Genomic DNA, 11,910 nt, shown 5'->3' on the forward strand with positions numbered 1-11,910 from the left:
TTACTTGACCACGACAGGCACGTTCAGCGCCTCGATCTTGGCTGCCCATTCCTTCGGACCGGTGGTGTGCACCGAGGTGCCGCCCGCGTCCACGGCCACGGTGACCGGCATGTCTTCCACTTCGAACTCGTAGATGGCTTCCATGCCCATGTCTTCAAAGCCCAGCACCTTGGCCGACTTGATGGCTTTCGACACCAGGTAAGCCGAGCCGCCCACGGCCATCAGGTAAGCCGACTTGTGCTTCTTGATGGACTCGATGGCTGCGGGGCCGCGTTCGGCCTTGCCGATCATGGCGATCAGGCCGGTCTGCTCCAGCATCATGTCGGTGAACTTGTCCATGCGGGTGGCGGTGGTTGGGCCGGCCGGGCCCACCACTTCGTCGCGCACCGGATCGACCGGGCCGACGTAGTAGATGACGCGGTTCTTGAAGTCCACCGGCAGCTGTTCGCCCTTGGCCAGCATGTCCTGGATGCGCTTGTGCGCGGCGTCGCGGCCGGTCAGCATTTTGCCGTTCAGCAGCAGGGTCTGGCCCGGCGTCCACGATGCCACTTCTTCCTTGGTCAGCGTGTTCAGGTTCACGCGCTTGGACTTCTCGGTGTCCGGCTTCCAGCTCACGTCCGGCCAGTCCGACAGCTTGGGCGGTTCGATGTAGGAAGGACCGGAGCCGTCCAGCACGAAGTGCGCGTGGCGGGTGGCGGCGCAGTTCGGGATCATGGCGACCGGCTTGGATGCGGCGTGGGTCGGGTACATATTGATCTTCACGTCCAGCACCGTCGTCAGGCCGCCCAGGCCTTGCGCGCCGATGCCCAGCGCGTTGATCTTGTCGCACAGTTCGATGCGCAGTTCTTCGGTCTTGTTGCGTGGGCCGCGCTGCTTCAGCTCATACATGTCGATGTCTTCCATCAGCGACTCTTTGGCCATCAGCATCGCCTTCTCGGCGGAGCCGCCGATGCCGATGCCCAGCATGCCCGGAGGGCACCAGCCCGCGCCCATCAGCGGCACGGTTTTCAGCACCCAGTCGATCAGCGAATCGGAAGGATTCAGCATCACGAACTTGGTCTTGTTCTCGGAGCCGCCGCCTTTGGCAGCCACGCTTACGTCGACGGTATTGCCCTCGACCAGTTCCATGTGCACCACGGCCGGCGTGTTGTCCTTGGTGTTCTTGCGCTCGAAGTGCGGGTCGGCCACGATGGAGGCGCGCAGCTTGTTGTCGGCGAAGTTGTAGGCGCGGCGCACGCCTTCGTTGACGGCGTCGGTGACGGTGCCGGAGAAGCCTTCGAAGCGCACGCCCATGCCGATCTTCAGGAACACGTTGACGATGCCGGTGTCCTGGCAGATAGGGCGCTTGCCTTCGGCGCACATGCGCGAGTTGGTCAGGATCTGCGCGATCGCATCTTTCGCGGCCGGGCTTTGCTCGGCTTCATAAGCGCGCGCCAGGTGCTGGATGTAGTCAGCCGGATGGTAGTAGCTGATGTACTGCAGCGCCGCTGCGATGGATTCAATCAGATCGTCTTGCTTTATGATGGTCATGGTGTTCTCGCTGGAGGAAGGAATGCTTAGTGAGGCTTGGTCAGGTGCTGGGTACGCGTCATCAGGTTATCGGTGTAGGCGATAGCCATGGTGGACAGCAGGAATACGATATGGATGGCGGTCTGCGCGACCAGCACCTTCTCGTCGTACTCCTTGGCGTTGATAAAAGTCTTCAGCAGGTGTATGGACGAGATGCCGACGATGGCCATGGCCAGCTTGGTCTTCAGCACCGACGCGTTCACGTGCGACAGCCACTCCGGCTGGTCCGGATGGCCTTCCAGGTGCATGCGCGACACAAAGGTCTCGTAGCCGCCCACGATCACCATGATCAGCAGGTTGGAAATCATCACCACGTCGATCAGGCCCAGCACCACCAGCATGATGGTGGTTTCATTGAGCTTGGTCGGCACCGTGTTGCCCACGGCGACAGCGTGGAAGATGTGCTCCAGCGCGGCCTCGTTGCCCAGCGCGGCGCCGATCAGGTCCTTGAGCTCCACCCAGAAGTGGAACACATAGACGCACTGCGCCAGGATCAGGCCCAGGTACAGCGGCAGCTGCAGCCAGCGCGACATGAAAATAAACGCGGGCAGCGGCGACAGTTTGCTCGACTGCGTATTGCGCGGTTGTTCCATCGGGTCTTTCAACATTAATGCTTGCTCCGGTAGGCTGCGTTTGAATTGCCGACATTTTACACTCGCTCAACGCCGACGGCACCGGCGCAGGCAGATCTGCCGTAGAATTGGTGAAAAAGCCAAGTTGTCAGTCCGCCCAGTTTGGCTATGCACAGGCAATGTAAGGCATCCGTAAGCGGCAGCGCTTATGGTGTTTGCAAACAATGACCACAATGGAGACCTAGCATGACCACCCAGACCACAGAACATCAAGGCCCGCAGGAATCGCGCGTATTCGCGCCGTCGGCGGAGTTCGCAGCCCAAGCCACCGTGTCCGGCATGGACGCCTACAAGGCCCTGTGGACCGAAGCATCGCAAGACTACGAAGGTTTCTGGGCGCGCCTGGCGCGCGAGAACCTGGACTGGAAAGTTCCGTTCACGCGCACCCTGAACGAAGACGACGCCCCGTTCTACAAATGGTTCGAAGACGGCAAGCTGAACGTGTCCTACAACTGCCTGGACCGCAACCTTGAAAACGGCAACGGCGGCAAGACCGCCATCATCTTCGAGGCCGACGACGGCGCCGTCACCAACGTCACCTACAAAGAGCTGCACGAAAAAGTGTGCAAGTTCGCCAACGGCCTAAAGTCGCGCGGCATCAAGAAGGGCGACCGCGTCATCATCTACATGAGCATGTCCGTCGAAGGCGTGGCCGCCATGCAGGCCTGCGCGCGCATCGGCGCCACGCACTCGGTGGTGTTCGGCGGCTTCTCGGCCAAGTCGCTGCAGGAGCGCATTATCGACGCCGGCGCAGTGGCCGTCATCACCGCCGACGAACAGCAGCGCGGCGGCAAGCGCCTGCCGCTGAAATCCATCGTCGACGAAGCGCTGACCATGGGCGGCTGCGACACCATCAAGGACGTCATCGTCTACAAGCGCACCGGCGGCGAGGTGGCCCACGTGGCCGGCCGCGACATCTGGCTGCACGAGCTGGTGGAAGGCCAGTCCGCTGTGTGCGAACCGGAATGGGTGGAAGCGGAGCACCCGCTGTTCATCCTGTACACGTCCGGCTCCACCGGCACCCCGAAAGGCGTGCAGCACTCGTCCGGCGGCTATTTGCTGTGGGCCGCGCTGACGATGAAATGGACCTTCGACATCAAGCCGTCCGACGTGTACTGGTGCACCGCCGACATCGGCTGGGTAACGGGCCACAGCTACATCGCCTACGGCCCGACGGCGGTGGGCGCCACGCAGATCATCTTCGAAGGCATCCCGACCTTCCCGAACGCCGGCCGTTTCTGGGAGACCGTGGCCAAGCACAAGGTCAGCATCTTCTACACCGCGCCGACCGCGATCCGCTCGCTGATCAAGGCCGCCGACGTGGACCCGAAAGTGCACCCGAAGAACTACGACCTGAGCTCGCTGCGCCTGCTCGGCACGGTGGGCGAGCCGATCAATCCGGAAGCATGGATGTGGTACTACAAAAACGTGGGCGGCGAGAAGTGCCCCATCGTGGACACCTTCTGGCAAACCGAGACCGGCGGCCACATGATCACGCCGCTGCCGGGCGCCACGCCCATGGTGCCGGGCTCCTGCACCCTGCCGCTGCCGGGCATCATGACCGCCATCGTTGACGAAGCCGGCCACGACGTGCCGAACGGGCAGGGCGGCATCCTGGTGGTCAAGCGTCCGTGGCCGTCGATGATACGCACCATCTGGAACAACCCAGAGCGCTTCAAGAGCAGCTACTTCCCCGAAGAGCTGGGCGGCAAATACTACCTGGCAGGCGACGGCGCCATCCGCAACAAGGACACCGGCTACTTCACCATCACCGGCCGCATCGACGACGTGCTCAACGTATCGGGCCACCGCATGGGCACGATGGAAATCGAATCCGCGCTGGTCGCCAACCCGCTGGTGGCCGAAGCGGCGGTGGTCGGCAAGCCGGACGAGACCACGGGCGAATCGATCTGCGCCTTCGTGGTGCTCAAGCAAGCGCGTCCGACCGGCGAAGAAGCCAAGCGTCTGGCGCTCGAGCTGCGCAACTGGGTAGCGAAAGAGATCGGCCCGATCGCCAAGCCGAAAGAAATCCGCTTTGGCGACAACCTCCCCAAGACGCGCAGTGGCAAGATCATGCGCCGCCTGCTGCGCGTGCTGGCCAAAGGCGAGACGATAACGCAGGACGTCTCCACGCTGGAAAATCCGGCGATACTGGAGCAGCTCAAAGAGGCCTCCTAAGCGGGCTGAAGGGGGCGCGCAAAAAACATTGGTACTTTCAAGAATCTTTGCTACAATGTGCGCCTCTTGCAGCGATGCGAGAGAACTGGAGAGGTGGATGAGTGGTTGAAGTCGCACGCCTGGAAAGCGTGTATAGGTTCATAGCCTATCGGGGGTTCGAATCCCCCTCTCTCCGCCAGGAACAAGTAGTAAGACATCCCAAGATGTCCAGAAGCCCGCGATACTCCCAGTGAGTTCGCGGGTTTTTCGTTTCAGGACGTGTTTTAGTGTCCATTGAAATCCAGCAACTTTGACAGTATCTTTGACGGTATCGAAACATGCCGTCAAAGCAGATACCGTCACATGCCCAAACTTGCCGTTCCCCTTACCGATATCCAGCCGCGCACCGCCAAGCCCAAAGACAAGCCCTACAAAATGACGGATGGGGGTGGTCTTTATCTTCTTATTAACACAGACGGCGCTAAGTATTGGCGCATGGACTACAGGTATGGCGAGCTGCGCCGCACCCTGGCGTTTGGCAAATACCCCGAAGTCACCCTGGCGGAAGCACGCGATAAGCGGATGGCGGCGCGCAAGCTGCTCGAACAGGGTATCGACCCAAGCCAACAGAAGAAAGAGCGCCAGCGCGAGCTGGTCGAGGCGAACGGCAACACGTTTGAAAAGATCGCCCGTGAATGGCACGCGAACAAGCTGGCGACTTGGCGGGAGTCCACCGCCAAAGACACGATCCGGCATCTTGAGATCGACATCTTCCCTGAGATTGGCTTCATGCCTATCGGCTCGATCAAGCATCAGCACATGATCGCAGCACTGCGTAAGATCGAAAGCCGGGGCGCGCACGAGATCGCCCACCGCATCAAGGCGACTTGTGCCCGTGTCTTCAGCTACGCGAGTCAGCAAGGGATCGAGAACCGCAATCCTGCTGCGGACATGAAGGATGTCTAAAGCCGGTGAAGGCGGGCCACTTCGCGGCGATTACGCCCGATGAGCTTCCGGCCTTCTTGGCCGCGATGGACAAGAACGATGCGCGCTTGTTCATGCCAACGAGGATCGCTATTCGTTTGATGTTGCTGGTGTTCGTCAGGACGTCCGAGCTGATCGAGACGCCCTGGAGTGAAATCGACCTTGAGAAAGGCGAGTGGATCATTCCTTGGCACCGGATGAAGCGCGGCAAGCTGGCAGTGAATCCTGACACGACCGATCATCATGTTTGCCTGTCGCGGCAAGCGCTCGATCTGTTGCGGGAGCTGCATACGCTGACCGGCAGCGGCAAATACCTGTTCCCGAATCAACGCGATCACGAGAAGCCAATGAGCAACGGCGCAATTCTGATGGCGCTTATCTGCGATTAGTGAGTCGATGAATGCCATTCCCTCCCGTTCGATGCGGGCAAATAAATCTTCAGCTCGACCCATCTTAATCTCCTTATTTAATTGCCATGTTATCGATTTGCGGGGGCGGATTTTTTGACGCTAACTGACGCTAGATGCAGAGTCCTAGAAAAATAACAATGTACGCATGGGGGAGCGTTCATCCACTTCGGCAGCATTTTCCTCTATCCTTATACATAACAGGTAAATCAGGAGTCAGGCTCAATCCCGACAAGGCTCATGAATGAAGCGAAGTCTGCTGCTACGGGACTAACACTTTCCGAGAGCTGAATATTCGTCATATCAATGGCGACTACAGGCCACGGCTTGGTAAGTCGCGTGTCGAAAGCAATGTATTCGCCGCCGCCATCGCCGCCGAATATGAAAAATCCGGGAAAAAACTCCTCTGCCTTGCCTTGAACTTTAAATTTTGTCGCGTCTTCTGCCGCGTCAAGACAAATGTTGAAAGGGAAGACTGGTAGCGGTCCTTCGCCACCATTGCTGAATGCTAGAAAATCATAATACTGATCCGGCAGTTCAACACCGGCGGCTGCGCGCAAGGCGTCCAGAGCCTGCGGCGAGGCTCCAGGATATTTAAACCAAGTTCGGTCAGAAGAGATCATAGTGATGCGGCTGAATAGTCATTAATCACGTGATGGCGTGACGTAATATAAGATGTAGCCGGAGTAAACGAGTTCGCCTTTGTCTACCGCCGTTCGAAATGAGTCCTTGAGAGCGGCCTCATCGGCGAAGCCATATCGTGCGAGCCTGTCACCAGCAAACGCTGCAAGCCGCCATGCGTCGAAGCTGTTAGTTTCACCGTTCTTGCCAAAATCGAAGTCCACAGCATGTTCGGAAAATCGAACGGCGCAACCATAGCCATGCTTGAAGTAAGACGCGCCGTTCGCCAACTGACCACGTTGGGGGATTTCTGTGCCGACCCATGCCGTATTTGACGGTGGCAGGGGAATGCCTGCATCTACTAGAAGCACAAGCGCCTGTTGCACTGCTGCTTGGTAATCGGCAACTAAATGGGCAAGATTTGGAGACATAAGCAGGGCTGAGGCTATTAGGAAGGTGCGTCGCCAGCAGTGCTTGCTGGCGCGGGTTACATCCTAACATGCTGAATCGTCTTAGCATCTGTCGCCATAGCTGTTGCACCCCACCAACATGGCGAAAATAATTCTCTGCCAGTGTTGGCGGCTTTCCCGGTAAATAGTGGGCCGATAGGACTGGTGATTGCAGCTTGAAATTTTGACGGTATTGGTGACGGTATCCGTCTCTTTAAAGACTGGAAAAGCCAGTATCTATGCGGCTTTCAGGTCATGATTAGACTTCCCCTCTCCGCCAGAATATGGCAAGTCATTGATTTGCAAAGGAAAAAGCCGACTTTTAGAAGTCGGCTTTTTTTATTTCCACAGCATTTGGCTCGGTCTGAGGCTAGTTCAGGGCTAAAATTGACTTTCCCCTGCGCGCCCCTACGCCCACAGCTTTTTGCTGAGCGCGCCGAGAACCTTGATTCCCCTCCTTACTGCCAATTTCATGTGGAGAAGTTGATGAGTTTGACTTACTCGGTGCGGTACCCGGTACCTGGCAATTTGCGTCCTAGTTCTTTCAGGACGCGCCTGCCAGCCGCGCAGATTACGACGTTCGCATCATTGTCGAAGTCTGCTTTCGAGGTATCTGCCCTTTACAGCTCATTGGGTATCGCTATCAATTCGGCCAGTGAACTTGCGAGGATACTGAAGCACGCGCATTTTGTCGCCAAGGAATGGGAGGCGGGACAGGGGCAAGATACGCGTTCGATGGTGGCCGCGGCCAACGCCATGCGCGTCATCGGGGCAATACTTGAGGCTGGAGCGCAGCCGGCTGCGCTGGAAATTCTGAGGCGCATCGCACGCTACGATGTTGACTTGGCTGGTCGCAAAGTTTCGCAAGGGAAGGATGCACTTTGGGAGATCGAACTGCTGCTTTACTTGTCGCGCAAAAATATCGCCGTTAGGATAGGTGAGCCAGATCTCGTGGCCGAGTTGGGTAAGTTCTCGTTCCCAATTGGCCATGAACGCCTGGTTTGCACCGGCCATCAGGCCCAGCGTCGCGTAGGTGTGGCGCGTGTTGTACGCGCGGCGAAGGTGAATGCCGAGGCACCGTAGTGTGGTCTTCCAGAACGTCGAGTTCGTGATGCGCGCATGCAGCTAGGGCTCGTTATACAGCGGGTCGTGGAAGACCTTGCCGCTGGCCAGGAAGGTGAACTTCTTCTGTCGCTCCAGCGCCGCCATGGCTTCGCTGTTGAGCCGCACCTTGCGCGACGTTGATGTCTTGGTTGAATCCTGCGCTTGCTCGTAGACGATCACTTCGTGCACCAGTACCTCGCCGGAATTGAAATCTACGTTGGGCCACTCCAGTGCGATGGCCTCGGACGTCCGTAGACCAGCGAAAAATTGGAATTGGACGAAGTTTGCGATCTGCTCGCTATAGTGTTTCACCAGGCTGGCCAGGATCAACGGATACTGCTCTGCGAGGCCGACGGCTTCCGCCATCCTTATTCTGAATCGACCCAGCCCAACGCCGGACTGAGCACCAAACAGACATGCGGCGTCGGCGCCCATCAGGGCGTCTTACCTGCGGGCGGTGCGCCATCCGAACGCCTGTGTCGCCGACTGCGGCTCGGAACATATCGTCATCGCCCGCCTGGGCCGTAATTCTTCTAAAAAATTGATTTGCGACTAAAATTTATCGTTAAACGATAATTATTGATTGCATTTCGCTGCTTCGCATGGCAGCATTGTGTCCTATTCAACATACAGGAGGCGACGATGGACCTGCAGCGGCATGACCGAATCGGCAAGATCAAACAATGGAGCCGCAACCTGGGCCGCTTGCTCACCCTGATTGGGTATCTGCTTTGGCTGGGCTGGCCAGCATCTTTGCTATTTTTTTACGGGAGCGGCACGTTTATCCTGTTTGGCACCAAACTAGAGCGCACTCAATTGTCCCTCCCATCGCAATGTGCCTTGGTTTTGTTTTTTTGGTGTGCCCTGGCGCTGTCCCAACTACTGGTGTTTCATATCCGAAAGCTTATGGCCCATTTCAGCGCAGGCGACGTCTTCAACCAGGGCGCGCTTGACGCGGCAGGCAAGGCGCTGCGATACGGCATCGCTTTGTTCGTAGTCGAGATTGCAATGCGCGCCGGTGTGACGCTTTACGTCATGACAAGTGGAGGGTCTTATTCGCTCAGTTTCCCGTTCGACGAACTCATTAGCGGCATGCTGTTTTTCGGCGTGATGTACGTGCTGCTATGGACGCTGGAGATCGGACGCGATCTGAACCAGGAATCGTCGCTCACCATTTGAGGAGGCCATATGCCATTGATCGTTAATCTGGACGTGGTCCTTGCGCAGCGCAAGATGCGGCTCAATACGCTGGCTGAACTGGTGGGAATCACGGCGCAGAATTTGTCGGTGCTGAAAACCGGCAAAGCCAAAGCAATTCGCTTCGATACGCTAGAAAAAATTTGCGAAGTGCTCGATTGCCAGCCTGGCGATATCCTGGCCTACGCTGCGGTATCGCCAGAATAGGAAGGAAGTCTGACCTTTCGGCCCCTTCCAATTCATAAACTTGGCGAAGGGGGGGGGAACACATGAGAACAATAACAACGACTTGGTGGAGGACGTTTGAAAACATGTAAGTACGCAACCCTGGTGGCCATGACTGTGGCGGGTTCCCCTGCGCTGGCCCAGGCCGAGTTGGTCGAATCTCAGGAGAAACCTGCCACAGCGCAGGCCGCCAAAACGGCGGTGCCGTCCGTCAAAGCGGTCACAGTCAGTGCACCCATCAAAGCCACTGCCGCTACCGCGGCCACGAGTTCGAACAGCGTGGCAAGTGCGGCCCCGACCGACGAGATACAAGTCGTTAACGTGGTGGGCGAACGCTCCACCAACCGAATTGACCGCCAAGTCTACGATATCAAGAATAATCCGACCACGGCCAACGCCAGCATCGGCGACATCCTCAACAATGTGCCGTCCGTCTCTGTCGATGCGAATGGCACAGTCGCCTTGCGCGGCAATGACAAAGTGACGATCATGGTGGACGGTAAACGCGTCCAGCAATTTGAAGGCGAAAACCGCGCCAGCGCCATCAACTCAACGGCGGCTTCCCGCTACGAGTCGGTTCAAGTGATCAATAACCCAGGCGCCGAATTCGGTAGTGACGGCGGCGGCGGCGCCATCATCAATTTGATTTCGCGGCGCCACCAGATGCCGGGCGGCAGCGGCAACGCGTCGGCCACGGCGGGTGCCGGAGGGCGCAACTCGGGTTACCTGAGTGGTCGCTATGGCTGGGGCTACGCTTCGCTTGAGGGCAATGCATCAAGCTCGCGCAGTAAGGACAGTCGCAGCAGCCGTACCGAGTCCGAAAGCTACTTCCCGACTGGCATCACGCACACAAATAGCGTCGGCCAAAGCGTCAACGACGGAACATACAGCCGCATTGACTCCACGCTACGTTACAACCTGAATGCACGCGATAGCCTGGCTGCCATCGCCAATTACAACAACAGCAGCAATAACGCGCACAGTCGCTCCCACTACAACTATGTCGACCCCCGTCCTGGCGGCGGCAGGCAGGAACTCCTTTTCGACAGTGCGTCGACTTACGGCAGCCGCGGCCACGAAGCCGGCATCGCCTATGAACGCAAGCAGCCCGACAACGGCGAAAGCATCAAGCTGGATGTGCGTACCAGCTTGGCTCAGCGTCAGAGCCAGTCTGCTTCCGATGTTACCGAACTAGAGATGACAATCGCGCGAGCAAACCGCGACAATCGCACCCGACGCGACACCACCAACCGCTTGCTCGAACTGAACGGCGCCTACGAGGGTGGCGACGCCAGGGGCTTCTCCAGCACCGGCTTCAAGGCCACTAACAGCGTGCAAACGACCGACAGCTATTCCGCCTTTCGCCCTATGGGCAGCAGCGTTGATACGATCAACCGCGATCAGACCAATCGCTTCGCGCTGGAAGAGCGTGTGCTGGCCCTGTACGTCACCCACGAATGGCGTTTGAATGCGCTGTGGAGTGTCAAGGCTGGTCTGCGGACTGAGCACACCGCGATCGAGGCACAACACGTCACCATGGAGAAATTCGGCGACAACAGCTACCTTAACTGGCTGCCGAGCGCCTTCGCCAGTTATAAGCTGGGTAAAGCGAGTACCGTGCGCCTGCAATACGCGCGCCGCATCCAGCGACCGCAGGCCACCGATCTGGATCCATACGTGCGGAAATACGGTGATCGCTACGAAAGCAGTGGCAATCCTAAACTGCTGCCCATGAAGACCGACAGCCTCGAAGCGCAGTACGAGACGATGCTGGGCACTTGGCGTACTGACTTGAAGGCCTTCGTGCGGCGCGAAACGGATGTGATCATGCCGGTGCTTGAGACCTTCGAGGACGGCAAAACACGCAGTACCAGAGTCAATGGCGGTGCGCGCGACAATGTCGGCGTCGAATACTCGCTGCGCGGCAAGATTATTCCCTCGCTTCAACTGGCGTTGACCGGCAATCTACGCCGCTACGAGCAGTTGGTGTATCGCCTCAACGAGAAGCCGATAATACGGCGCGCTAACGCCATCGAGCCGCGCATTGCCCTCAATTACGATCACGATCCTGCGAATCAATTCAGCGGCACCCTCGCTATTACCGCCCCGCGGGTGTTTGGCGAGACCGTGATCGAGCGCACCAAACGGCTGGACTTTACCTGGAGCCACCGGGTCGACAACCGTATCAGGTTGAATGCGCGCGTCAGCGATGCGCTCCAGTCGGTCTCGCCGCGCCGTCTGACTCAGTCGAGCCAGACCCGCGGACTTACTGAGGATACAGTGCCCGGACGCATACTATACGTGGGCCTGAGTTTGCCACTGGGAGGGGTGAGCGGCAATGCATCGGTGCGCAACGCTGGATCCGTGGTGGGCACGCCAGCACCGGCCGCTGTCCCAGCCGCATCATCCCGTCCCTGAGGTGGTCATCGGGTTTTTTTGTGTCGACCGGGAAAAGCACTAGGGAACCACTATTCTGAACGAGACGCTGAGATTAATAACATCGCAATATTTTATGGCTGCGGTCGACGGCACCGAAGTCATGATTTCCGTGAACATTGGCGAACC

12 protein-coding genes and 1 tRNA gene are annotated in these 11,910 nt (G+C 58.2%); 8 read left to right on the top strand and 5 right to left on the bottom strand.

Annotation, left to right across the window (positions count from 1 at the left end; genetic code table 11):
* Together KT882_RS08275 and KT882_RS08280 are read right to left on the bottom strand one after the other, a co-directional pair.
* A complete protein-coding gene (locus tag KT882_RS08275; protein WP_161073270.1) occupies positions 1-1,530 on the bottom strand; it encodes a fumarate hydratase in 1,530 nt (509 codons plus the stop codon).
* Between the two features lie 26 nt (positions 1,531-1,556).
* Positions 1,557-2,162, bottom strand: coding sequence for a TIGR00645 family protein (locus KT882_RS08280; protein ID WP_161073269.1), 606 nt, complete (start codon positions 2,160-2,162; stop codon positions 1,557-1,559).
* A gap of 225 nt (positions 2,163-2,387) precedes the next feature.
* Between KT882_RS08280 and acs the strand changes: the two genes are divergently transcribed.
* From acs to KT882_RS08300, 4 genes are all read left to right on the top strand, one after another.
* Positions 2,388-4,379 (top strand): acetate--CoA ligase, encoded by a 1,992-nt coding sequence (gene acs, locus KT882_RS08285; protein WP_228895268.1) that lies wholly within the window; start codon positions 2,388-2,390, stop codon positions 4,377-4,379.
* Between the two features lie 87 nt (positions 4,380-4,466).
* Positions 4,467-4,557, top strand: a tRNA-Ser gene (locus KT882_RS08290).
* 164 nt (positions 4,558-4,721) lie between these two features.
* Positions 4,722-5,324, top strand: coding sequence for a tyrosine-type recombinase/integrase (locus KT882_RS08295; protein ID WP_228895269.1), 603 nt, complete (start codon positions 4,722-4,724; stop codon positions 5,322-5,324).
* A 5-nt stretch (positions 5,325-5,329) separates the two neighbouring features.
* A complete protein-coding gene (locus KT882_RS08300) occupies positions 5,330-5,731 on the top strand; it encodes a tyrosine-type recombinase/integrase (protein WP_228895271.1) in 402 nt (133 codons plus the stop codon).
* A gap of 227 nt (positions 5,732-5,958) precedes the next feature.
* On the opposite strand, the gene KT882_RS08305 is transcribed toward KT882_RS08300, so the two are convergent.
* Together KT882_RS08305 and KT882_RS08310 are read right to left on the bottom strand one after the other, a co-directional pair.
* Entirely contained in the window at positions 5,959-6,372 is a 414-nt protein-coding gene (locus KT882_RS08305) for an SMI1/KNR4 family protein (protein WP_228895273.1), read from the bottom strand.
* 21 nt (positions 6,373-6,393) lie between these two features.
* The gene (locus KT882_RS08310; RefSeq protein ID WP_228895275.1) at positions 6,394-6,801 is read right to left on the bottom strand and encodes a DUF6896 domain-containing protein; all 408 of its coding nucleotides are present in this window, start codon (positions 6,799-6,801) and stop codon (positions 6,394-6,396) included.
* 504 nt (positions 6,802-7,305) lie between these two features.
* Between KT882_RS08310 and KT882_RS08315 the strand changes: the two genes are divergently transcribed.
* Positions 7,306-7,902 carry a hypothetical protein gene (locus tag KT882_RS08315; protein ID WP_161073267.1) on the top strand — a complete coding sequence of 199 codons (597 nt, stop codon included), beginning with the start codon at positions 7,306-7,308 and terminating at the stop codon, positions 7,900-7,902.
* A 42-nt stretch (positions 7,903-7,944) separates the two neighbouring features.
* Here the strand turns inward: KT882_RS08315 and KT882_RS08320 are convergent, their stop codons facing one another.
* Positions 7,945-8,358 carry a tyrosine-type recombinase/integrase gene (locus KT882_RS08320; RefSeq protein WP_228895277.1) on the bottom strand — a complete coding sequence of 138 codons (414 nt, stop codon included), beginning with the start codon at positions 8,356-8,358 and terminating at the stop codon, positions 7,945-7,947.
* A 207-nt stretch (positions 8,359-8,565) separates the two neighbouring features.
* On the opposite strand from KT882_RS08320, the gene KT882_RS08325 reads away from it, so the two are divergent.
* From KT882_RS08325 to KT882_RS08335, 3 genes are all read left to right on the top strand, one after another.
* Positions 8,566-9,102, top strand: coding sequence for a hypothetical protein (locus KT882_RS08325; RefSeq protein ID WP_161073265.1), 537 nt, complete (start codon positions 8,566-8,568; stop codon positions 9,100-9,102).
* Positions 9,103-9,111: 9 nt separating this feature from the next.
* Positions 9,112-9,327, top strand: a complete 216-nt coding sequence (locus KT882_RS08330; RefSeq protein ID WP_161073264.1) for a helix-turn-helix domain-containing protein — start codon at positions 9,112-9,114, stop codon at positions 9,325-9,327.
* A 96-nt stretch (positions 9,328-9,423) separates the two neighbouring features.
* A complete protein-coding gene (locus KT882_RS08335) occupies positions 9,424-11,763 on the top strand; it encodes a TonB-dependent receptor (RefSeq protein WP_228895279.1) in 2,340 nt (779 codons plus the stop codon).
* Positions 11,764-11,910 lie beyond the last annotated feature (147 nt).

Origin of the sequence: Pseudoduganella aquatica, from assembly GCF_020865585.1 — a bacterium.
In the GTDB taxonomy this organism is placed as follows: Bacteria; Pseudomonadota; Gammaproteobacteria; order Burkholderiales; family Burkholderiaceae_D; genus Rugamonas; species Rugamonas aquatica_A.